We start from the raw sequence: 22,982 nt of genomic DNA, 5'->3' as shown, positions 1-22,982 counted from the left end.
CCTTTCACGGCCCTCTCAATCCTCCTTGGCGGAGATTTTCTTGATCGAGGCAGCAAGCCCCCCGCGCGCCAGACTGCCGTATTCCGCGGTGACGTGGCTGAGTTGGTGAATATCGAAATGCGCGGACAGAGCTTCGCGAAAGCCCTGGCTGTCCTCGGAGCGATTAAGCGATTTCTTGACCAGGCGCAGGGCGAACGGCGGCGCCTTCGCGATGTGGAGGGCGAGCTCCATTGCGGCATCTTCCAGCTGCGCGGCGCTCACGACGCGGTTGACCATGCCGAGCTCATAACCGCGCTGCGCCGACATGCGATTCCCGGTGAACAGGAATTCCTTGGCGATGCGCGAGCCCATCACCCACGGGTGAATCAGCACTTCGGTCGCGGCCGCGCCCATCATGTAGGTGACGGGATCGCTGAAAAACGCATCGTCGGCTGCGACGACCAGATCGCACATATTGGCCAGCATGAACCCGGCGGCGATGGATCCGCCCTGGACCTGGGCGATGGTGGGCTTCGGAAAGTCGCGAATACGCAGGCAATAGTCCAGATACCGCCTGCTTTCATATTTCCAGCGATCTTCGACCGTAAAGCCGGCCCGCTCTGCCTGTGCCTGCTTGAGGTCATGTCCTGACGAGAAATGTTTGCCCTTGCCTGCCAGGATCACGACATGGATGTCCTCGTCATCCGTCGCCTCGGCAAAGGCCTCGTCAAGCTGGTCCAGAAGCTGCCTGCTCTGTGCGTTGCGCGCGTCTTCGCGGGCGAGCCAGATGCGCAGGACATGGCCGTTGCGTTCCAGCAGGATTTCCGGTTCGTTCATTCACTTGGCTCCGTTTTCATTTCCCAGCGGCGCTCCGCAATTCCCCTCACCCCCAGCCCACGGACGGTGACGATGCGACCAGCATCGGGATGATCCGTCCTGAGGTAGCGGCCTGAATCCGCGATCGTCGTTACGAACAGCGTGTCCAGATCCTTCCCACCGAACGCAGGGCAGGACGGAAAGGGCACCGGCATGTCGACGCGGTGCAGCAACCGGCCGGTGGGCGATAGGCAGACGACCGCCTGCGACTGAACCAGTGCCACCCACAAATTGCCGTCGCTGTCCACGGTCGCCCCGTCAGGGATGGAGCCGAAGCGAAGGCAGTCGATCGTCCCGATACGGGAGCCCAGCAGGCCGCGATCCGCATCATAGGCGTGGGCCCGAATACAACCTTCCGGACTGTCCGCGAAATAGATTATCGCATTGTCGGGCGAAAAGCAGATCGCATTGGCCAATCGCAGCCCGCTTTCCAACGTATGTGTCAGCCCGTTGCGGGACAGGCACCAGAGGGCAGCCTTTGGTGTTGTGCCTTCGCGCAATTCCATCTGGCCCGCCAGGAAATTGCCGGTGCGATCCGCCTTCCCGTCATTAAAGCGGATCGCCCCGCCATGGGTTGAGCAGGCGACCCACTGGCGCGCCTCTCCCCGCTCATCCACAAGGTAGAAGCCGTCCGCCATCGCCGCCACCAGACCGTTTTCGGTCAGTCCGATGCTGCCCACGGCCCGCGCGAACCGCCAGCTGGCATGGGGCGTCCCATCCTCATGCGCGGCGTGAATCCAGCCTTCGCAGGGCGCGACCGCTTGCGCGTCGATCCACCACAGGCATTGGCGGGCCTCGTCCCACAGCGGACTTTCCCCCAGCCTGTTCCGTGCCGTACCGAAAAAGGAACAGGACAGGCTCATCGGCTGATCGCGTAAATGGCGTTGGTTTCGTCTGCGGCGATATAGACGGTGCCGGCAGCATCCATTGCGATTCCGCCGGAGCGGGGATAAGGCTTGCGTAGATGGCCAACGGGAAGGTCGTGCGCGATTATCCGGGCCTTGCCCGTCGCCCTGTCCACCCACCACGCCTTGCGCCCGCCGATGTCGAGCACCGCAAATCCCGTCCTGCCGATCGCCACGGATCGCGGCGTACCTAGGCCGCCCGCGATGGTGTGCGCCTTTCCATCGGCAAGGTTGATCGAGAGCAGGGACCCGCTGCCACTTTCCGCGACGATCACCGATCCGTCGCCCATGTCCTCCAGGCCGACCGGAGCATACAGGCCGCTGGTCACGATGCGCTGTCGATCACCCATCAGTTCGACCAGTTCGCCCTTGGCGGGCAATAGCGCGAAGAGCTTGCCATCGTTCGTCCGGACGGCGTCCACGGCCCCCTCCGCCCCGCCAACGGTTCTTTCGATGCGGCCGCTTTCAAGATCGACGACCTGGACGGTGCCCAGCATTTCGCTAGTCAGCGCAGCCTTCCCGTTCGCCACGGAAAGCGCGGTTGCGGGATAGATGCCGGGGTCGACGGGGTGAAGAACGCCGCCGATCGCGCCGCTGCGCCGATCGACGGTGCGCAGGGCGAACGTGTCGCTCACGATCAGCCGGGATCCGTCGACCGCGATATCCGAGGGAAAGGCGAGCCGCGCCGAAATCAAGGTTTTGTTGGCGCCGTTTGCAGGATCGACCGCGGTGATGCTGCCGTCGCGCATGTTGCTGACCAGGATGCTGCCGTCCGACCTGACCAGGAAGTTGTCCGCGCCTGCCGGCAGCTTCGCCACGATATGGCGCTTTCCACTGCTCAGGCTCCAAATCGTGCCGGTGGGAGATTCCAGGACGAGCAGCGAACCGTCCCGCGCGATCCTGACGGAGGTGGGATGCTCAAATCCCGCCGCGAGAATATCCACCCTGCCCCTGTCCGGATCGATGCGCGCGATCTCACCCTTCAGATATAATGGGGCGTAGAGGCTGCCATCGTCGCCGACCGAGAATCCGTTCAGCCATCCTACCCCTTCGACCAGCCTGCGCGCGGGCCGGCGTCCTTCGGGATCGACTTCCCAGAGGCTGTCGCCATGCAGCATCTGCCCGACGAAGAGGCGCTTGCCGTCGCGCGTCATGGCGATCGGGTTGACCCCCGGAATGCCGGTGGCGATGTCCCGGATCGTTCCGTCCGGATCGCGGCGGCGCACGGCGCCCTGTCCCATGGCGGTCCAGATTATCGAACCGTCATGCGTCACTAGAAGATCGTCGGCCTCGCCAAGCGGCGGCCCGACAACGGTTTCGATCGCCTGGAAGTCACGCGTCCTGAAAACGGATTGGCCGGCGACGCTGCCAGCATAGAGATCGCCGCGATCGTCGAGCGCCACGCCGTTCACGGTGTGAAACTCCGAACCCGGCACGAGCAGGCGGATATGCCACGGCCGCTCCGCGACAGCTTGCACATGCCCGTCGTCAATCATCCGGTGCGGCCGCGGTGCGGAATCGGCCGCACCGATCGCCGCAAATAAAGCGCTGCCCGCACCAACAACCAAGAGGGCTACCACCCGTCGCATGGCAATTCCCTTCTTAAGCGCCAGCTTGAAACCCCGGCCGACCGGACCCCGCCCTTCGCAAAGGCGGCCGACCCGTTCTGCCGCCCGGATCGCGGCGATCGCCCGCTCTACCGCTCCTCGTCCCGGTCGGTCACCAGAACGTCGACGCCGCGGCGAGCGAGGGCAGGGGCAATCGCCTCGCCCGTCCCCATCGCCCCGCCAATGACGATCGCACTCCTACCCGACAGTCCGGTCATCAGAATTTGACGGAGCCAGTCATGCCGTAGAGGCGGGGTTCGCCCCAGCGGCAGTTGGCGAAGCCCAGGCTCGCAAGCGAATCGATGCAGGCAAGACGATAGTGCTTGTCGGCGATGTTCTGCATCCAGAATGCCAGCGAAAATGGGGTACCGGCAAGATCGTTGAAGCTGATCCGGCCGTTGAGCAGGCCGAAACCGGCCGCTTTCAGAACACCGAGCTGCGCAAGCCCCTTGCTGCCGCCGCGATAGGCGTAATTCATGCTCACGCTGGTCCGGGCGAAGGATTCGGGGATGAAGGACAGGTCCAGCGAACCGGCAATCGAGAGCGTATGACGCGGAATACCGGTGAACCCCTGGCCCTTCAGGGGGAAGCCGCCGTTCAGATCGACCACATTGTCATTGGATATCGGCCCTGGCTTCGCCGGCGCCGGGATGAACGAGCCCGAACCATATCGGCCGGTCTGATACGCATAGGCGACGTCGAGCTGAAGTTCGGGGATCGGCTTGACCGTGGCGTCCACCTCCACGCCCTTGATGGTCGCCTTGCCCAGGTTGATGATGATCAGGTCCGTATAGCGCACCGGGCAGGTGGCCGAGGGCTGCGTGGCGTCGGAGCAGAAGCTGAGGATCGACTGGGTCTGGATGTCCTTATACTTGCCGATGAAGCTGGCGACGTTCAGTCGATAGGCTATGTCACCGATCGAGCCCTGGTGTTTCAGGCCGATCTCGTAATCGGTGAGATGCTCGGGATTGTAGAAGACGAATCTGTTGGTGACCGTGGTCGGATTTGTGCCGCCCGCCTTGTAGCCGCGGCGCGTGGCCGCATAGAGCAAGGTATTGCGGGAAGCCTGATATTCGAGCGACGCCGTGTAGGTCGCCGCCTTCCACGATCTCCCGCCGGTCAGATTGCATGCTGTCGCGCTGTTGACGGCGGTTACCCCGCTCGATGTTCCGGCTATGGTGTTGCAGACGGCGTTCGCAACCGGCCAATCCTGCTTCAGATCATTGATGTTCGAATAGAAATTCTCGTTGGTCGCGCTCTTCTTGTCCCAGGTGTAGCGCCCTCCCAGCGTCAGCCTCAGTCCTTCGAGCCCCACTGATCCGAAATCATATGTTCCCTGCGCAAATATCGCCTTCGAAGTGAAGGTCTGCCGCATATCCGCATGCCGCGTCGGCCGCGGGCGGAACGAGACCGGTCCGACGGCCAGATAACTGTCGACATCATAGCCATTCTTCTGGTGGCTGTAAAAACCGCCGACGATGAACTTCAGATCGGCAAGCTCTCCAACGAGTTGCAATTCATCGGTGAGGGTCTTGAACGTGTTGAGGTAGTTCGTCGTATTGAGCGCGGTCTGGCCCGTTCCGCCGTTCGGCCCGAGCACCGGCGTGAGATCGAGAGTATAACCGCTGAAACCGGACGGTGTCTGCTCGTCGATCGCCTTTTCGTAGCGGTAGCCGAAAATATTCCGGATCGTCAGGGCATCGTTCAGTTTGAACGAAGTCTTGTTGGCAATGCCGTAAGTCTTGACATAGCTGCCGTTGGTATTGAGCACGCTCCCTCCACCGAGCGCGCTGGTACGGCCGATGCCAGTAGGCATGCTCACCCTGAAGGGCGTGCCGGCGCGGACCAGAAGGCCGCCGTCAAGAATCGGCTGGGCGCCGCCCTCCTGACTCTGCAGGGTCACACCCTGTCGCGCAAGCGCCGGGAGGCCCGGCGTGGTTGCCAGCGCCGCTTCGATCACGCGCGGACCGCCGACTTCGTTGCGGTGGATAAAATCCACGGTCGTCAGATTTTCGAATCTGTCGCCGGGGGTCAGCAGCAGAGTCGCGCGGACACTTTCATTTCTGCGATTATCCATGTCTTTGGAATCGACGAAGCTGTTCTTGAACACGCCATCGCGACGCTCGATGCGGCCGGCAACGCGCACCGCAGCCATGTCGGCCGCCAAGGGCAGGTTCAGGACGCCGGTGAACTGTCTGCGGTCGTAATTGCCCAGTTCGACTTCGGCCGAGCCTTCAAGGTCGAACGTTGGCCGCTTGGTGGTGAATACCATAGCACCGCCCAGCGAATTCTTGCCGAACAACGTGCCCTGCGGGCCCTTGATGGCCTGAACATTCTCCATATCGTAAAGCAGCAGCGCTCTTGTACTGACCGGAACGTCGTTGAGATAGGTCACAACGTTTTCATCGGTGAAGAGCTGCTGGCGCTGGCCGCGCATCGTGAATTCGGGCACGCTGACATAGTTGATGCTTGGCGCGATCTGCAGGTTGGGCACGCTGAACTGGATGTCGGACACCGTCCTGACGTTGCGCTTCTGCAGGGCCTCATTGGAAATGGTGGTGATCGCAATCGGAACGCGCTGCTGACTTTCCGAGACGCGGCGGGCCGTCACGACAATATCTTCCAAGCCGGCGGGCTCGCTGTCCGGCGCCCGGGCTCCGGCCTGGGCATGGGCCGCAGCCGTGCTGACCCAGGATGCACCACAGGCCAGCAGCCCGGCGATGATGATTCGCGTGGATGATGAATTCGGCTTCATGGCCATGATTTCTCTCTCCCCTAAGTGGCGACCGCCATCTTTGTCGCCCTGCCGTGGACGCCCTTGGTCCGTCTCACGATGTTCCATTTAGTGGAATACAAACTCATGTCAATCGCCTTCCGCTCTTCACGGTAGAACCAGATATTACGGCAGAACTCAGCAAATTCCTCCGCCAATTCGCAATTGACGGTTGACAGAAGTCTCGATCGCAGCAATTTCATCATATCAACATGTGGAATAGGTGGAGCGGGTGGCAAGCCTTGTGGCAACAGATGCTCAGCAGGAACTGGCGCACAGCGTCGCGAAATTTCTGAAGGCCGAACTGCCGGTCGAACGGCTGACCGGAGCGGGCCTCGATCCGGCCCTCGATTCGCGGACGTGGCACCAAATGGCGTCTCTCGGCTGGCTGGGCATTGCCACCGCCGGGGTCGCAGGCGGATCCGATCTGCCGGTAGGGGACCATGTACTAGTGGCCCGGGAATTCGGCCGCGTCCTTGCGCCGCTCTCGATGCTCACGAGCTTGCTGGGTGCGCGCGTCGCGCAGGCGGCAGGCAATGCGCCCCTCGCCGAATCGATCATCGCGGGCATCAGTCGGGTGGCGACCGCCGTGCCGACAGACGCACCCGGAGCCGGAGATGGCACCCCCGCCTATCTTCTCGACTGCCGCGATGCGACGCTGGCTCTTCTCGTTACGCCGGAAGGCGCGGCTCTCCACGGGCTCGGGGAGCTGCCCGAGCTCGATCAACGAGAGGCGTTTGACGAAGCCATGGCGCTGGCTCTGGCAGATCTTGCCGCCGCACCGGTCCTCTGTCGGGTACAGGATCCCGGCCTACACGACCTCACGCTCATTCTGTCGGCCGCCTACGCCACGGGGATGTGCGAGGCGATTACCGGGATGGCGGTTCGCTATGCATCGACGCGTGAACAGTTCGGCCGCCCGATCGGCGGCTTCCAGGCGGTGAAGCATCGCTGCGCCGATATGGCGATCCGGTCGGACGCGGCCTGGGCGCAGGTAGTCTTTGCGGCGCTGTGCTTCGGTCAGGACAATGGCCGCGCTCGCTATCAAGCGCTCGCTGCGCGGCTGGTTGCATCCGCCCATGCGATCGTCAATGCCCAAGCCAACATTCAGCTCCATGGCGCCATCGGCGTGACGGACGAACTGGTTGCCCATCGCTTTCTGAAGCGCGCCCGTGTGATGGACATGTGCTTCGGCACGGCCGTGACGCATCGGGACGCTCTGCTGTCCTGCTCCGATGTGCTGGAGCAGGCGGCGTGAATCTCGATTTCTCCCCCGCCGAGCAGGAGTTTCGCGAGCAGGCCCGTGACTGGCTGGCGGAAAACAGCCCGGGCCGCGCCCCGCCGGTCGGAACCGACGAGCGCATGGGTTTCGACAAGCGCTGGCAGCGCACGCTCCACGACCATGGCTGGGCCGGGCTCTCCTGGCCGAAGGCCTATGGCGGGCGCGAACTGACGCTGATGAAGCAGCTCATCTGGTTCGAGGAAGTGGCTCGCTCCGGGGCGCCCGGCGAGGGAATTTTCTTTATCGCCCTCAATCATGCCGGGCCGACGATCATCGCCCGCGGAACCGAGGAGCAGAAGGCGAAATTCCTGCCCCCGATCCTACGGGGCGAAACCCCCTGGTGCCAGGGCTTTTCCGAGCCCAATGCCGGATCGGACCTTGCCTCGCTGCGCACGTTCGGGCGGATCGAAGGCGACAGGCTGATCGTCAACGGGTCCAAGATCTGGACGACCAACGGCCATCAGGCGGATTATCAGGAAATGCTGATCCGCACCGAACCGGGTTCGGTGCGCCATCGCGGGCTCAGCTGGGTGGTCTGCGACATGCACCATCCCGGCGTAGAAGTGCGCCCGATCCGGGCAATGGACGGAGACCTCCATTTCTGCGAGGTCTTCTACACCGATGTGGAAATCCCGCTGGCGCATGTCGTAGGCGGCCTGCACGACGGCTGGAACGTGGCGATGACCACGCTGGAATTCGAGCGGGCGACCGCCAGCCTTGGCGAGAGGATAGAGATCGGCCGGGTGGTCGAGACCCTGCTGCGGCTGGCCCGGGAGACCCGGGATGCGAGTGGCAGACCGGTGATCGAAACGGGCGACATCGCCGCCCGGCTGGCCATGGCGCGGGCGGAAACGGCGGCCTTGAGGGCCATGAGCTACATGACCATTTCCCGCTTCGAGCAAGGGCCGGTGGGGGCCGAGGGGATCATACCTGCCGTGTTCGGCACCGAGCTGGTCCAGCGCGTCCATGAGCTGGCGTTCGAGATCATGGGCAGCCGGTCGCTGGAAATGCACCCGGTCTGTAACTGGCCCAAGCGCTACCTGGCATCACGCCTTCGCACGCTGGCAGGCGGCACGGCCGAGATCCGCCGCAATATTATCGGTGAGCGGCTGCTCGGGCTGCCCAAGGGATGAAAAAAGCGTCCATGACATCTTCAGTGCAAGGCAACAGGGCCGTGGATCCAGACTACGACGCGCTGGGGCTGATCGTGCCTCGGCACCGCGAGCAGCCTGCTCACCCGACCATCGGCCAAGCCATGCTCGAGGTTGCACGACTCCAGCCTGGCAGGGAAGCGCTGGTCGGCCGTTATGCCCGCTATGACTTTGCCGGCTTCCTCCGGGCGGTCGATGCGGCGGCAAACGCCTTGCTCGCGCGGGGTATCAAGCCGCAGGACCGGGTCGCCGCTACGTCGCGCAACGATCCCGACATGGTGATCGCCTTTCATGCGACCCAGAACATCGGTGCGGTCTGGGTCGGCATTTCCCGTCACCTGTCCGCTTCCGAGAAGGTCTTTCAGCTGAAGGATTGCGGCGTCTCGGTCTATTTGGCCGACGAGGCATCCCGTGCCGAGATCCTTCCTCAGCGTGGTGACTTGCCGGATCTACGCGAAGTGATCGACATGGAGCCCTCGCGCCCCGACAGTGGATGGCGGGAGTTGCTGCGTCAGCATGAAGGGTGCCCGCCCCCGCATGTCGCGGTCGACCCCTTCCTGCCCGCCATCATCGGCTATACCAGCGGGACGACAGGCTTTCCCAAAGGCGTCGTTCACAGCCAGCACAACATGCTCGTCGCCACCGCCGATTCGGAGGAGGAACGGGCGGGCGTGACGCGACAGGGCTGCGTCATGCAGCTCACCGTCATGAACGTGATGATCAACCACGGGCTTGGAACGCTGCGGCATGGCCACACGCTGCTGTGCGTCGATCGGGCCGACGCGGGCGGCATTTTCCAATGGGTGCGGGCCGAACATATTGACGGCTTCCGCGCGCCCCCGCCCGTCATTTACGACATGCTGATGAGCGCCGATCTTGCCCGGGAGGACATGTCCGGCCTTGTCTATCTCGCCACAGCCGGCGCAGGCGCTTCGGATCGGTTGCGGACCATGTATCGCGAACGCTTCGGGAGAGAGATGCGCGATGGCTATGGCTTGACCGAGGCGCCGGGCGTGGTGACGCGCTTCAATCCGGACGACCAGCCGGTCGAGGGCGCCATCGGTCGCCCCTTGCCGCATCTGGAGGTGGCGATTCTGGACATGGCTGGAAACCGGGTCGCCGACGGCACCGATGGCGAGATCTGCGTCCGCGCCGCCCGAGACGGCTCCCATGCGGGCATCTACACGCCGATGCTGGGCTATTGGAAGAATCGTGAGGCGACGGAACAAGCCTTGCGCGGCGGCTGGCTGCATACCGGCGACATCGGGCATGTCGACAAGTTCGGTATCTTTCATCTGACTTCTCGCGGCACAGATATGATATTGCGCGGCGGCGCGAACATCTATCCGCGCGAGATCGAGCGGGTGCTGGAAGGCGTCGCCGGGGTGCGATCGGCGATCGCATTCGGAGTGCCCCACGATCGCCTGGGCGAGATCGTTGCGGCGGCGGTCGAGTTCGAAGCCGGGGTGGACACCGAAGAACTGCGAAGCCGGCTTTACGACGCAGCGGCCGATCGGCTGGCGAAATACAAGATTCCGGCGGTGTGGCTCATCGCCGAGCAACTCCCGCGCAACACCATGGGCAAGGTGGACCGCAGCAAGCTTCGGCTCGCGGCGATCGCGGAGCCGCGCGGAAGCTGATCGACTTCCGAAGAGGCCCTGAAGACAAGATGAGAGGATGTACCGATGACCTATAACAGTCCGCCGCCGCTCGATTGGCATGCCAGCAGATTGAAGGACAAGGTCGTGCTCGTGACGGGTGCTTCCAGCGGCATCGGCGCCGCAGCCGCCGAACTCTTCGCGCGCGAAGGCGCCAAGGTGGTGCTGGCCGCCCGTCGCGAGGATCGCATCACCCATATCGCGGCGGATCTCCGTGCGGAGGGGCTGGAAGCCACGGCCGTCCTGTGCGACGTCACGTCCGAACAGTCGATTTCCGATGCGGTCGATGCCTGCGTCAGCGCTTATGGCCGGCTGGACGGCGCGCTCAACAATGCCGGACTGGGCGGGATCCATGGCGCCATCCATGAGCTCAACCTGGCCGATTTCGACGAGATCATCGATACCAACCTGCGCGGCGTTTTCGCCTGCGTGAAGCATGAGGCCCGGGCGATGCTCGCCTCCGGCGGCGGCTCGATCGTCAACATGTCGTCGGTCGGGGGCCTCGTCGGCGCGCCGGGCAACACGATCTACTGTTCGAGCAAATGGGGCCTGGCCGGCCTGACCAAGTCGGCGGCGCTGGATTACGCGACCAGGAATATCCGGGTCAACGCGGTGGCCCCGGGGCCGACCTATTCCGAGATCATGGATCGGCTCGCGCCTGATGAGGAAGGGCTCGCCAGAATGGCTGCGCGCTTTCCCATGAACTACATCGCACATCCCGATGACGTCGCGCGCGGGGTGTTGTTCCTGCTCACCGACGAATCCAGGTGGACGACCGGAATCGTCCTGCCGATCGACGGCGGCGCGACGATCGACTGACCCAGCCACACCGACCGGCGATCATCAGCATGCCAGGGACCAGCATGACCGGACCAGATATCAGCGGCAGTCAGGCCGCGCGTTCATCGATGGGATTTCGCGAGTTCGTGGCGCTCATCGCGATGCTGCAGACGACCTCCGCGCTCGGGGTCGACCTGATGCTGCCGGCACTGCCCGCAATATCGTCGTCCTTGCGGCTTGTCGGTGAAAATCAGCGCCAGCTCGTGATCGGCGCCTATTTGCTCGGCCTCGGCGCGGCGATGATCCTCTACGGCCCGCTCGCAGATCGTTTCGGACGGCGTCGGATCATCTTGACCGGGCTCATCTCGTTCGTGGCGATGAGTGGGGTCGCCGCCGCCGCCGGCAGCTTCGAACTGCTCGTCGCTGCGCGATTCCTCCAGGGATGCGCCGCCGCGGCGATGCGCACCCTGGCGACGGCCATCGTCCGCGATCGCTATAGTGGGCGTGACATGGCGCGCGTCCTGTCACTGTCGATGACGATCGTCCTGCTCGTGCCGATCCTGGCGCCGGCATTGGGACAGCTCATCATGCTGCTCCTGCCATGGCGAAGTCTATTCTGGGCGCTGGCCCTGTTCAGCGGAGCGGTATCAATCTGGCTTGCGCTCCGACTGCCGGAAACCCTTCCTCCCGAGCAAAGGCAATCGCTGGAGTTCGGCCGGATCGGCCGCGCATTGATGCAGATCGTGACCACTCGACAGTCGCTCGGTTACGCGCTCTGTGGCTCGATCATCTACGGCAGCCTGCTCGGTTTCATCTTTTCGGCGCAGCAGATTTTCGAGATCGGCTTTGGCAGTGCCGATCTGCTGGCGCCTTCCTATGCCGTTATCGGCGGGGTGATGGCGGCGGGCGCGCTGTCCAATGCGCGCCTCGTCGGTCGCTATGGCACCCGGATGCTGTCGCATGGCGCGCTGTTATGTCTGGCGACGATCGCAGCTCTGCACAGCTGCGTGGCCTTGGCGGGCGCCGAAACGGTATGGACGCTGATCCTGTTTCAATCGCTGCAGATGTTCTGCTTCGGCCTGTCCTGGTCTAACTTCAACGCCATGGCGATGGAGCCGATGGGTGCCATCGCCGGAACCGCATCCTCGACGCAGTCTGCCATCTCCACGGTGGTCGGCGTCGGCGTCGGGAGCATCATTGGACAGAACTTCAACGGCACGACGGTGCCGGTGGCGCTGGGCTTTCTCGTCGTCGCGATCGTCGCGATCGCCATCGTCGCCGTCACGGAGCGGGGCCGGCTCTTCGCTCGCTCCGTCGACGTCGCCTGATGTCCAGCCGGTATGTCCATGCCATGGCCACGGACGCCGCCAAGGCGGAGGCCGCGCTGTCCGGTCGCACGCAATCCCCCCGCGGTAATGCGGTGTTGTTGCTGTGCTTCGCGATGCTGATGCTTGGAGCCGGACCGGTCTATTATGCCTATGGCAACTATGCGGTGGCGCTCGCCGGCGAATATCACGCTCCCCGGGCCACGATCTATCTGGGCTACACCGCAGCCATGCTGGTGGGAAGCTTCGGCTCAATCCCGATTGGCATGGTGATCGATCGACTTCCGGTCCACCGCATCGCCGCCGCAGGGGCGATCGGAACCGCGTTGGGTTTCCTTGCGATGGCGTTCGCGGGCTCGATCGGCGTGACCATCGCCATATTCAGCACACTGATCGCGATGGCCGATAATTGCATGGGCAATGTGGTCACAAACTACCTGTTGTCGCACTGGTTTCAGCGCCGCCGCAGCTTTGCTATCGGCCTGTCGGTGCTGGGCGCTTCGGTTGCCGCGATCATCTTTCCGCCGCTCACCGCGCTGCTGATCGAAAGCGCCGGCCTGCGTCCGACGTTCCTGATCTATGCAGGCGCATTCGCGGCGCTGGCCGTTCCGGTCTGGTGGTTGGCCCGGCTCCCGGAATCCCCGCCCGCTCCCATGAACATCGCGTCACATGGCCAGCCCGGTGAAGCGCCGTTGCCGCTGCGCGAGATCGCCCGGCGGCCCGGCTTCTGGGTCGTCAGCATCGTCGTGAGCGCCATGCTCGGCGCGAACAGTGCGATCGCCATCTCAATGGTCGGCTTTGCCACGACGCTCGGCTTCGGGACGATGGCCGGATCGACCCTGCTGTCGATAGCCGGGCTCGCGGCCATCCTAGGCAAGGTCGGGTTCGGATTTCTAGGCGATGTCGTCAGCAAAGTCTGGGCGCTCCGCGCGGCTGCGATGCTTCAGATCGCCGGGCTAGCCATATTGTCGACGGCATCGAACTATGAGGCTCTGGTGTCGAGCGTGCTCGCGTTCGGCCTGGGCGTGGGGGCGATGATGCCAGTCTGGGGCGCCGCGCTAGCAGCCGAATATCCGCTGTCGACTTATGGCCGCGTGCTCGGCTGGTCACGGGCGGTCATGGCGCCGATCACGCTCGGCTGCCCCTTGGCCGCCGGCCTGATCTTCGACCGGACCGGCGACTATCGGATGACCTGGATGGGCTTGGCGGGCCTGCTCGTCCTCGCCCTGATCGGCACGTTCTATTGGCGGCAATCGGATCGTGAAGGATCCGGCGGAAACGGAGATTCTTAATGGAACGCTTGAAGGGGCAAACCGCACTGGTGACGGGAGCGGGCATGGGGATTGGCGAAGGGATCGCGAAGCATTTCGCGGCCGAGGGTGCGCGCGTGCTGGTCGCCGACATCAATGAGGAGGCGGGCCGGACCGTCGTCGGCGCGATTGCCGACGCGGGCGGCGATGCGATGTTCCTGAAAACCGACGTCCGATCCGAGCAGGCGATCGCAGAGGCGATCGCCGCCGTCGTCGGTAGGTGGGACCGGCTCGATATCTTGGTCAACAATGCGGCGATCGCGCTTCCCGATCTGGATCGGCTGCTGACGCTCGAAGAACAGCTTTGGAACGACATCATCGCGATCAACATGCGCAGCGTGTTTTTCGGGATGAAGCACGCCATACCCGTGATGCAGCAGGCCGGCGGAGGATCGATCGTCTCGATTGCGTCGATCGGGGCGCTGAGCGGCGCGGGGGGAACCTTCGCCTATGGCGCCACCAAGGCCGCAGTGGTGAAGATGACGATGACAGCCGCTGCCCGCCATGCCGGCGACAATATCCGCGTCAACGCCATCGCGCCGGGGATGATCCTGACGCCCCTGTCGTTCAAGGTATCCGGCGCCGCCCGTCGCGAGGAAGCGGAGGCGGCGTTCGCCAAGTGCCAACCGCTTCCGCGCTGCGGCCGGCCCCAGGATATCGCCCACGCGGCGCTGTTCCTGGCCGGGCCGGAGGCGGCCTTCGTGACGGGCCAGACCCTGGTCGTCGACGGCGGGCTGATCATGGCCGGATGGGGCGACGCAATGGCCCGAAACACCGGATGAGAAAGCCTACCCATCGATCGTCGGCAGATCTGCCGGCCTGACAGCATTGCGCCGACATAGTTTACCGTAGGAGACCATCAATGGCAAAGACCGTCGATTACGCGCTGGGCGAACATGTCTACCCCCGTGGTTGGTTCATGGTGGCGGATGCCGAACAGATCAACACGGCGCCGCTCAGCGTCCGCTTTTTCGGCCAGGACCTCGTCATTTATCGGGGAGAGAGCGGCAAGGCCTATATGGTAAGTGCCTATTGCCCGCATATGCGCACGCATATCGGAAAGAACACGACCTCCTTCATCGTCAGGCAGGGCCGGCAGATCGAGGGTGAATCGATCCGATGCCCCTACCATGCATGGCGCTTCGGCCCTGATGGGCAGTGCGATCATATTCCCTATTCGAACATCATTCCCCAGCAGGCGCGCCTCGCCGCCTATGAGGTCGTCGAACGCTATAATGCCATCTTCTATTGGCATGATCCCGAAGGCGGCCCTCCCGATTACGAGCTTCCCGAAATCTCAGAATGGGAAGATCCGATGTGGGTCCGCTGGCGGTTCGATATCCTCGGAGAAATGGACCTTCATCCCGTCGAAGTGGTCGATAATATCTGCGACTTGCAGCATCTGCTGCCCATTCACGCCACCCATGTCAGCTCGTTCGAAACCGAACTACGCGGGCACATGGCCTGGCAGAGGCTTAGCGGCGTACATGAAATCCTAGGTGCCGAGGCCGGAATGATGAAGTTCGACACCTATTATACCGGACCGGGCATTCTGATTTCGCGCTTTCTGGGCGATAATAACTCGATGATGTTCATCACGCACACGCCGGTCGACGATGGCCGGGTGTTCGTATGGCATGCGACCCTCACCAAGATCGCGGATCGCATTCCGACCGAAGAGGACGTCCAGGCCGCCCGCGACTATCAGCGTTTGAGCAGGGACGCCTTCGCGCAGGATTTCGAAATATGGTCGAACAAGCAGCCATGTCTGCGCCCGATGCAGTTGCCGGGGGACGGCAATTTTCTCAAGGTGCGGACCTGGTACAAGCAATTCTACAATCCGCGTTCGGCGGCGGCGCTGTTCCTGGGCCGAAGCGCGGGGATCTATACCGTGCCGGGGGTGCCCGATTTCTCGAACGAGCGCGTCTAGAGCGATGTCCGGGCGCGTGGACATCCGCCGGTCCGAAGATCTTGGAAGGCGCTGAGCGTGGAAGAGACGATTGGCTTTTTCAGCGACGCGCCGAAGGAATAATCCGGATTGACGGAGGTTCAGGGAATCAGGAGCGCCCTGTCGGCCGATTTCGATCTCTACCAGCTTGGTCATCTCACCCACGAATTTCCCCATGTGAATATCGGAGGATTGGCCGACGGGATCAAGAAAGTCGAGGCAGCAGGCAAAGCCAACCCGCCGGACTGGCGGGGCTGATCAAGCCGTGGCTTTGGTCGCCGGCGCTCGACGCACATTCCTAGTCGGAGATGACAGTGACACTTTCCATCGAAGACGATGGTCCGGTCCGCACGATCCTGCTGAACCGTCCCGAGGCGATGAATGCGCTGTCGCTGCAACTGAGGTGGGACCTGTGTGATGCGATCCAGGCCGCGCGATCGGACGATAGCGTTCGTGTCATCATCATGAGTGGCGCCGGCACGCGGGCCTTCTGCGTGGGACTTGATCTCAAGGAACTCGCTGCGCGGGGCGATGCCTCTGCAGTGCTGGGCGCGGAGATTTTCGACGATGATATCGTCGCGTTGGTCGAACAATGCGAAAAGCCGGTGATCGGCGCTATCAATGGCCCAGCTATTGCGGGTGGGCTCGAGCTCGCCCTTGGCTGTGACATTCTCATCGCCGCTGAACAGGCGAGCTTTGCCGATACCCACGTCCGGGTCGGGCTCCTCCCCGGCTGGGGTCTGTCGCAGAAGCTCTCCCGGCTGATCGGGACCGGACGCGCCAAAGAGATGTCCCTGTCCGGCAACGCGATCGATGCCAACCATGCCTATGCCTGGGGACTGGTCAATCGGGTCGTGCCCGGCGATAAACTAATGGAAGTCGCCAAAAGCTTGGCGCACGATATCGCGACGGCGGATCGGTCGGCGGTTCAGAGCTACAAGTCCCTGATCGATGGCGGATACGAGCTACCTTATGGTGATGCCCGCGCGCTGGAAATCAGAATGGCCGACCGGGTAAATGGCAATGTCACCCCAAAAGAAATCGCAGACCGCTGGCAGGCACTCACCGCACGCGGACGGCAGCAGAAGCACCATCTGCCGGACGATGAGGAAGCGGAGTAGTTTCCCACTTTGCGCCGCCGAGGGCGCGGGGTGCGAATGCCCCCATCTCTCAATTCGCGCCCCCAAAATGCCCCCGGCCGCAGTGAGATTTGGGGGCATCGGGAGCAACCGACTGAGACAAACACTAGCCTAAAACTAGCAGAAAATCAAGGTTTTCTGGGGTTTTTGAGACCATCTGAAAAGGTCCGTTGGCGGAGCGGGAGAGATGCTCAAGCGTGAGCTTGGTCGTCATCAACGCCTCCCTCGATTGTTGTTGCGCCGATTGCCTCCAGCAGCAGATCGGCCAGCGTTTCCACCACGCCCTTCGGACGCATGCCGTCCAACGGTTTCGGAGCCGGGGGATCGAACTGCAGCTTGAGCTGCGATCTGTTTTGGCGTCGAGTTGCTCGCACGTCCTTTCTCCTTCGATTTCGAAGGAGTCGATGTTGGCAGAGGCTTCCGAGTCTTCCCCAACGCGGCCAACAATCCCGCCAATTCCATGAGGCCCTCAATGCTGATTTCGGAAGGGCCTTTGACCATGCCACCGCAATAACCGGCATCGAACATCCACAGCGGCGCCTCCCGTGAGTACCCAGGCAACTGGTCGGTGATGATAAATTTCAGCTGCTTGCCGCGCCGGAACGGTGCAACCTGCAGCTCCATCTCAAAAAATGGGTGCCACGGATACGCGATCGTATCGCGGCGCAAAGCGTATGCTGAATGTCTGTAAGTGGGCCGACCGGATCAAGCTGCTGCTGTGGGACGGCACCGGGCTAGTCCTGGTGACCAAACGCCTCCAGAGCGGCACATTCCGTTGGCCGAGGTTCGGGGATGGTGTGATGAGCCTTGCCGCAGGCCCTGCCCATTGCGGCGGACGAACTGGATGCGGCAATCCGGGCGACGTTCGAGCGTCGCCGGACCGACATACCCCGCGAGCGCCCGCTCGGCCTATCGCCCGAGTTGGTCGACGACGAGACCAAGCAGCGCCAATGGCGCGCTTATGCCGCTTCGATCGAACTCGAAGGCGTGTCGTTGGTCGAGGTCGTAGAGGCCGTCTGGGCCTTGGTGGCCCCTTCGTGCCAGCGCATCGCGGGAAGCTGAAGTCTTGCAATCGTATCGGGGGTCCGATTACCATGTCGCCATCCGCGATGACAAAATCGACCGAGCCATTGGCGCGCATGTGCGCGCATTGGTTGGCCGCCATGAGGACGAGTATTAACTTGCCAACCTCCGCTTGGTTGAGGTTCTAATCCACGGTTGATCCAATGCCGCCCCGCGGTTAGAATCCCACTGCACCGATGGATCGTGCCCAGGCGATCGGCCTTAGAAGGGCGGGATTTCAATTGCGTGGCTTCAGGCGTGGCGCATTTCGGGCCTCGAATTGAAAGACGTAGGAAAATCAAAGCCTAAACGTCTCAGTTCGAATCCCTCCCGCTCCGCCAACGGCCCTTTTCAGAGGGTCTCAAAGGCCCCATAAGACATTGATTTTTGGCTAGTTTTCGGCTAGTGTTTGTCTCAGTCGGTTGCTCCCGATGCCCCCAAATCTCACTGCGGCCGGGGGCATTTTGGGGGCACGAAATTGAGAGATGGGGGCATTCGTGCTCACGGACATTCAGGCCAGAAAAGCGCAGCCGCGCGACAAGGACTACAAACTTGCCGACGCAGGCGGGCTCTATCTGTTCGTCACAGCGAAAGGGTCGAAGTCCTGGCGCTCAAATATCGCTTTGCGGGCAAGGAGAAACGGCTGGTTTTCGGCAGTATCCCGAGATCTCGCTGGGCGAGGCGCGCGATCTGCGAGACGAGGCGCGTCGCGAGGTCAGGGAACATCGCGATCCCGCTGTCGAAAAGCGGAAACGCAAGCTTTCCGCTGCAGCTGCGGCCATTGAGACATTCGAGAAGCTGGCTCGTGCCTGGCATGCCTTGCAGGCACCGCGATGGGCGCCGGTCCACGCGGACGACGTGATCACCAGCCTTGAAAATGACGTGTTTCCCGATCTGGGCAAGTTGCCGATCCCTGCGATCGACGGGCCTGTCATTTTGGCCACGCTGCGCAAGGTAGAGGCGCGCGGCTCGATCGAGACCGCTCGACGCCTGCGCCAGCGGATTTCGGCGATCTTTGGTTATGCGATCTCTGAGGGCATCGCCGATCACGATCCGGCTCATGGCATCGTCAGGGCGCTGAAACCATTGCCGAAGAAGGGGCGGCAGCCGGCGATCACTAAGCTGGATGATGCTCGCAAGGTTTTAGTCGCGGCCGAAGTTTCCGGCGCGACGCCGGTGGTCAAGCTGGCCTCCCGCCTGCTCGCGCTCACCACCGTGCGGCCGGGCGTGATCCGCGGCGTCGTTTGGGACGAGTTCGAGGACATCGATTGGGAGACCGCCGAACCGGCTGTAAACGCGTCGCCTCTCTGGCGCATTCCGGCCGCGCGGATGAAGCTGATCCTCGATCGCAAGGACGAGGAAGCATTCGAGCATCTCGTGCCGCTCTCGCGACAGGGGCATCTTGGCGAAGCCGAAAACCTCCTCGACTGCGCGGGTGACCCGCATGATGCGCGGCCCGCGCAATACCGGCGGTTCCAAAACACGCTATCTTAGTGTCCGCGGAACCAGCAGCAGCTCAATTCGCGAATGACCGGTCGCAGCGCCACAAAGCGGATCGCCCTTCATCGGTTGCGACCGCGGCTGCCGGGGCAAGGCACCTATCAGGAAGATAGGTCCCATCACGAATGGCAGACGATAGGCTTCCCCATCCGCAGTTCGTGCAAGCAAGGGGTCAGGCGAGATGTCCGAAATTATCCACGGGGTAGGGATTCGAAAGCGCGCCGCTACACCATCTGAAAGACGTGGTTTGATTGTCGGTACAGGCGTCTCTTTCGCCATCACGGGGGCGATCTGATCATGCAGCGCGAAGCCATCCTGGGTGAAAGTGACCCTGAAATCGCCGCGGCCATGGCGGGCGAGGCGCGTCGCCAGGTCGAAGAGATCGAGCTGATCCCCTCGGAAAATTATACCTATCCGGAGGTGCTTGCGGCACTAGGATCGGTCCTCACAAACAAATATGCCGAGGGCTATCCCGGCCGCCGCTATTATGGCGGACAAGAATATATCGACCAGATCGAAACACTCGCCCGTCAGCGTGCCTGTATGCTCTTCCGGGCGGAGCACGCCAACGTGCAGCCGCTTTCCGGCTCGCCGATGAATCAGGCGGTCTATTTCGGCGTGCTCAATCCTGGCGACGCGGTGCTCGCGATGGATCTGTCTCATGGCGGCCACCTGACGCACGGCGCGCCCGTCTCCCACATGAGCAAGGTATTTAATTTCTTCCGCTACAAGACCAATTCCGACGGGTCGGGGGCGATCGATGCCGATGCGCTACTGCGGCTGGCGAAGGAAGTGCGGCCGAAACTGCTCCTCTGTGGCCACTCATCATATCCGCGCAACTATGACTATCACATGTTCAAAAGCATCGCCGATGAGGTCGGAGCACTCACCATGGCCGATGTGTCCCATATCGGCGGCCTGATTGCAGGCGGCGTGCTGGACAATCCGTTGGACGCGGGTTTTGATATCGTCACCACGACGACCCACAAGACCCTGCGTGGACCGCGTGGCGGCCTCATCCTGTGCCGCAAGAGATATGCTCGAGAAATCGATTCCGCAGTCTTCCCTGGGCTCCAGGGCGGACCGCACATGAACAATATCGCGGGAGCGGCGATTACCTTTCGCAGGGCTGCCGAACCGGCCTTCAAAGATTATTCAAACCGGATTTTGGCCAATGCCCGGCGGCTGGCGGAGAGCCTGTCCGGCGCCGGCATAGCGTTGGTGACAGGGGGCACGGAGAATCATCTGCTCGTCATCGATGTGATGACGAGCTTCGGCATCGATGGCCGCACCGCGCAAGAAGCGCTCGAACATGTCGGAATCACCAGCAACAAGCAGGTGATTCCCGATGATCCGCTTCCGCCGACGCGACCGAGCGGCCTGCGTGTCGGCACCCCGGCGATAACGACGCGTGGCATGGACGAAGACGACATGATCGAGCTCGCAGATCTGATTGTAGTGGTGCTGCGCAGTGGACGAGGCGCACCCATGAGCGATATCCGCACCCGGGTTTCCAATCTGAGCAAGCGCTGCCCGATCCCAGGCTATGCGGTGGGATAGGATCCTGCCCGAAGGGATGGGGTCCCCGAGCCACCGAGATTTGACATCAAATTCGGTGGCTCGGTACGGAATGTCAGACTGCGTCGATCGGCGTCAGGATATTGACCTCGATGGGCGCGTCGAGAAGCTCCATGATGGTGGCGCGATATTCCTTGTAATACAAGCCCGCGCGATGAGCCTCCAGGGCGGCATCGTCCCGATATTGCTCGGCCAGGCAAAAGATATGTTTGCCCTCCACCGACATTTCATAAAGATTGTAGAGCATACAGCCGGGCTCTTGCCGGCTATTATCGACCATATTCTGCAAGATGCCTTTGACCTTGTCCTCCGATCCGGGCTTGGCGAAAAATCGGACGAAAACGAAATTTTGCATGAAGTTCTCCTTTGTTGATGAGATGCAGGGCTATGCTGAGGGAGGCGGGCGCCTGTTCAGGATGAGGTCGCTGGCCTTTTCGGCAATCATGATGACAGGGGCCGCCGTGTTGCCACCGACAATCCTTGGCATCACGGAGGCGTCGACCACCCGTAGCGCTTCCACCCCGCGAACGCGAAGCGCGGGATCGGTCACGCAATGGTCTTCGGCGCCCATGTGGCATGTGCCTGTGGGGTGATGCACGGTAACGCAGTTGTGCCGGATGAAATCCTCCAAGGCGGGTTCGTCGGTGACATGGGCTCCGGGCAGGCACTCCGATGAACCCAGTCCCGCAAAGGCCGCGTTCGTCAGCACGTGGCGCGCTATTCCCAAGCCTTCGGTCAGCATCGCAAGATCGTCGGGATGCGATAGAAAGGCAGGATCGATCAGCGGCGCCTCACCGGGATCGGCCGATGCGATATGCACCTCGCCGCTGCTCTGGGGGCGCAGCAACGCCACGAGAATGCCATAGCCGCGCTCGACCGGAATCAGGCGCGGCCCGCGATGCATCGGCATGAAAATCAATTGGAGATCGGGTCGCTGCTCCTCGCGCGACGTATGAACGAACGCAGTCGCTTCGAATATGTTGGACGCTAGCGGGCCGCGGCGAAGCAGAACATATTCGGCCGCGTTGCCGATCAGCCGCGGAATGACGCGCCAGTCGACGACATAGGGCAGGTTGCTGCGTGTCCGCATCTGCACTGGCGCCACCAGATGATCCTGCAACCTGGCTCCCACAGCCGGCAGATGATGACGCGCGGGAATGCCGAGTGCGGCAAGGCGGTTCGCATCGCCTACGCCGGAACGCTGCAGAATCGCCGGCGAACCATAGCTGCCCGCCGACAGAATGACCTCTCGCGTGGCGGTGAAGGCGATTTCCTCACCATTCTTGCGGATCTGCAGGCCCGTGGCCCTGCGGCCCTCGAAGAGGATCCGGTCGACCAGCGCGCCGGTAAGGACCGATAGATTCGGCCTGCCTTGGGCGGGCCCCAGGAAAGCCGTGGCCGACGATTCACGACGTCCCTTTCTGATCGTGGCCTGCCGCACGCCGAAGCCCGTGGGATCGGGGCCATTGAAGTCCTCCACCACCCGATGGCCCATGCTGGCGCCCGCCTGAAGGAAGCGATCCACCAATGGATTGGGCCGGTGATAGCTGCTCACCTGCATCGGCCCGTCGGTGCCGTGCCACGGCCCGTTGAAGACGATATTGGCTTCGGAGCGCGTGAAATAGGGCAGCAGCTCTGCATAGCTCCAGCCGGCGCAGCCAAGCGCCGCCCATTCGTCATAGTCGCGCGGATGTCCCCGAAAATAGACCATGCCATTGGTGGAGGTGCATCCGCCCAGCACGCGGCCGCGTGGCAACGGGATGCGCCGGCCGGCCGCGCCCGGCTGAGGAACGGTGGCATAGCGCCAGTCCAGTTCCGGGTGGCCGATCAACCCGGCGACTCCAGCCGGAATATGCACCAGCGGATGCTTGTCCGGCCCGCCGGCCTCCACAAGGGCCACGCGGAACCGTCCGTCTTCCGAAAGGCGATTGGCGAGGACGCAGCCAGCCGCGCCAGCGCCGACAATCACATAATCGAAAAGCTGGGCAAGATCACCCGTTCCGGGTCCTTCCTTCGCGCCCACCTTTCTGCCCTCCCGCTTGCTCACACGGCGACAATGGCTCCCGTCCTCGGCCGGGCCACCTATCTCGCACGATAGGTCTCGCCAGA

General features: G+C 62.7%; 22 protein-coding genes and 1 pseudogene. 15 read left to right on the top strand and 8 right to left on the bottom strand.

Going from position 1 to position 22,982, the window contains the following annotated elements:
* Positions 1–15 precede the first annotated feature (15 nt).
* The 5 genes from AC1DQK_RS18055 to AC1DQK_RS18035 all read right to left on the bottom strand — a co-directional run bounded on the left by AC1DQK_RS18055 (position 16) and on the right by AC1DQK_RS18035 (position 6,128).
* Entirely contained in the window at positions 16–816 is an 801-nt protein-coding gene (locus AC1DQK_RS18055) for an enoyl-CoA hydratase (protein WP_477873063.1), read from the bottom strand.
* Positions 813–1,718: an SMP-30/gluconolactonase/LRE family protein gene (locus tag AC1DQK_RS18050; protein WP_477873061.1), complete on the bottom strand. Its 906-nt coding sequence runs from the start codon at positions 1,716–1,718 to the stop codon at positions 813–815. The genes AC1DQK_RS18055 and AC1DQK_RS18050 overlap by 4 nt, the downstream gene beginning before the upstream one ends.
* Positions 1,715–3,238 (bottom strand): SMP-30/gluconolactonase/LRE family protein, encoded by a 1,524-nt coding sequence (locus tag AC1DQK_RS18045; protein ID WP_477873059.1) that lies wholly within the window; start codon positions 3,236–3,238, stop codon positions 1,715–1,717. The genes AC1DQK_RS18050 and AC1DQK_RS18045 overlap by 4 nt, the downstream gene beginning before the upstream one ends.
* Positions 3,239–3,456: 218 nt before the next feature.
* A complete protein-coding gene (locus AC1DQK_RS18040) occupies positions 3,457–3,585 on the bottom strand; it encodes a hypothetical protein (RefSeq protein WP_477873057.1) in 129 nt (42 codons plus the stop codon).
* Positions 3,585–6,128 (bottom strand): TonB-dependent receptor, encoded by a 2,544-nt coding sequence (locus AC1DQK_RS18035; RefSeq protein ID WP_477873055.1) that lies wholly within the window; start codon positions 6,126–6,128, stop codon positions 3,585–3,587. The genes AC1DQK_RS18040 and AC1DQK_RS18035 overlap by 1 nt, the downstream gene beginning before the upstream one ends.
* Before the next feature lie 256 nt (positions 6,129–6,384).
* Between AC1DQK_RS18035 and AC1DQK_RS18030 the strand changes: the two genes are divergently transcribed.
* From AC1DQK_RS18030 to AC1DQK_RS17985, 10 genes are all read left to right on the top strand, one after another.
* A complete protein-coding gene (locus tag AC1DQK_RS18030) occupies positions 6,385–7,398 on the top strand; it encodes an acyl-CoA dehydrogenase family protein (RefSeq protein WP_477873053.1) in 1,014 nt (337 codons plus the stop codon).
* Complete coding sequence (locus tag AC1DQK_RS18025; RefSeq protein WP_477873051.1) at positions 7,395–8,555, top strand: acyl-CoA dehydrogenase family protein; 1,161 nt, start codon at positions 7,395–7,397, stop codon at positions 8,553–8,555. Before AC1DQK_RS18030 ends, AC1DQK_RS18025 begins: the two co-directional genes overlap by 4 nt.
* A gap of 41 nt (positions 8,556–8,596) precedes the next feature.
* On the top strand, positions 8,597–10,213 hold the full coding sequence (locus AC1DQK_RS18020; protein ID WP_477873049.1) for a class I adenylate-forming enzyme family protein: 1,617 nt from the start codon (positions 8,597–8,599) through the stop codon (positions 10,211–10,213).
* Positions 10,214–10,258: 45 nt separating this feature from the next.
* Entirely contained in the window at positions 10,259–11,050 is a 792-nt protein-coding gene (locus AC1DQK_RS18015; protein ID WP_477873047.1) for an SDR family NAD(P)-dependent oxidoreductase, read from the top strand.
* 44 nt (positions 11,051–11,094) lie between these two features.
* Entirely contained in the window at positions 11,095–12,339 is a 1,245-nt protein-coding gene (locus AC1DQK_RS18010; RefSeq protein WP_477873045.1) for a multidrug effflux MFS transporter, read from the top strand.
* Between the two features lie 23 nt (positions 12,340–12,362).
* The gene (locus AC1DQK_RS18005) at positions 12,363–13,628 is read left to right on the top strand and encodes an MFS transporter (RefSeq protein ID WP_477873043.1); all 1,266 of its coding nucleotides are present in this window, start codon (positions 12,363–12,365) and stop codon (positions 13,626–13,628) included.
* A complete protein-coding gene (locus AC1DQK_RS18000) occupies positions 13,628–14,428 on the top strand; it encodes an SDR family NAD(P)-dependent oxidoreductase (protein WP_477873041.1) in 801 nt (266 codons plus the stop codon). Before AC1DQK_RS18005 ends, AC1DQK_RS18000 begins: the two co-directional genes overlap by 1 nt.
* A gap of 80 nt (positions 14,429–14,508) precedes the next feature.
* Complete coding sequence (locus tag AC1DQK_RS17995; RefSeq protein ID WP_477873039.1) at positions 14,509–15,576, top strand: 3-ketosteroid-9-alpha-monooxygenase, oxygenase component; 1,068 nt, start codon at positions 14,509–14,511, stop codon at positions 15,574–15,576.
* Between the two features lie 108 nt (positions 15,577–15,684).
* Complete coding sequence (locus AC1DQK_RS17990) at positions 15,685–15,852, top strand: hypothetical protein (protein ID WP_477873037.1); 168 nt, start codon at positions 15,685–15,687, stop codon at positions 15,850–15,852.
* Positions 15,853–15,902: 50 nt separating this feature from the next.
* On the top strand, positions 15,903–16,715 hold the full coding sequence (locus AC1DQK_RS17985; RefSeq protein WP_477873035.1) for an enoyl-CoA hydratase: 813 nt from the start codon (positions 15,903–15,905) through the stop codon (positions 16,713–16,715).
* A 231-nt stretch (positions 16,716–16,946) separates the two neighbouring features.
* On the opposite strand, the gene AC1DQK_RS17980 is transcribed toward AC1DQK_RS17985, so the two are convergent.
* Positions 16,947–17,357 (bottom strand): hypothetical protein, encoded by a 411-nt coding sequence (locus tag AC1DQK_RS17980; protein WP_477873033.1) that lies wholly within the window; start codon positions 17,355–17,357, stop codon positions 16,947–16,949.
* An 8-nt stretch (positions 17,358–17,365) separates the two neighbouring features.
* Between AC1DQK_RS17980 and AC1DQK_RS17975 the strand changes: the two are divergent.
* The 5 genes and pseudogenes from AC1DQK_RS17975 to AC1DQK_RS17955 form a co-directional block, all read left to right on the top strand.
* A pseudogene (locus AC1DQK_RS17975) lies at positions 17,366–17,488 on the top strand (hypothetical protein); the annotation flags it as partial.
* A 52-nt stretch (positions 17,489–17,540) separates the two neighbouring features.
* Positions 17,541–17,795 (top strand): hypothetical protein, encoded by a 255-nt coding sequence (locus tag AC1DQK_RS17970; protein ID WP_477873093.1) that lies wholly within the window; start codon positions 17,541–17,543, stop codon positions 17,793–17,795.
* Between the two features lie 485 nt (positions 17,796–18,280).
* Positions 18,281–18,580, top strand: a complete 300-nt coding sequence (locus AC1DQK_RS17965; protein WP_477873031.1) for an Arm DNA-binding domain-containing protein — start codon at positions 18,281–18,283, stop codon at positions 18,578–18,580.
* Positions 18,462–19,289 carry a tyrosine-type recombinase/integrase gene (locus AC1DQK_RS17960; RefSeq protein WP_477873087.1) on the top strand — a complete coding sequence of 276 codons (828 nt, stop codon included), beginning with the start codon at positions 18,462–18,464 and terminating at the stop codon, positions 19,287–19,289. Before AC1DQK_RS17965 ends, AC1DQK_RS17960 begins: the two co-directional genes overlap by 119 nt.
* 303 nt (positions 19,290–19,592) lie before the next feature.
* Entirely contained in the window at positions 19,593–20,855 is a 1,263-nt protein-coding gene (locus tag AC1DQK_RS17955) for a serine hydroxymethyltransferase (protein WP_477873029.1), read from the top strand.
* 73 nt (positions 20,856–20,928) lie between these two features.
* On the opposite strand, the gene AC1DQK_RS17950 is transcribed toward AC1DQK_RS17955, so the two are convergent.
* Positions 20,929–21,228, bottom strand: coding sequence for a putative quinol monooxygenase (locus AC1DQK_RS17950; protein ID WP_477873027.1), 300 nt, complete (start codon positions 21,226–21,228; stop codon positions 20,929–20,931).
* A gap of 30 nt (positions 21,229–21,258) precedes the next feature.
* Positions 21,259–22,896, bottom strand: a complete 1,638-nt coding sequence (locus AC1DQK_RS17945) for a GMC family oxidoreductase (protein WP_477873025.1) — start codon at positions 22,894–22,896, stop codon at positions 21,259–21,261.
* Positions 22,897–22,982: the final 86 nt, after the last annotated feature.

The organism is Rhizorhabdus sp. P4_G5, from assembly GCF_056401065.1.
The sequence above is the reverse complement of the archived record's forward strand: the minus strand, read 5'-3'. Positions and strand labels throughout refer to the sequence as shown.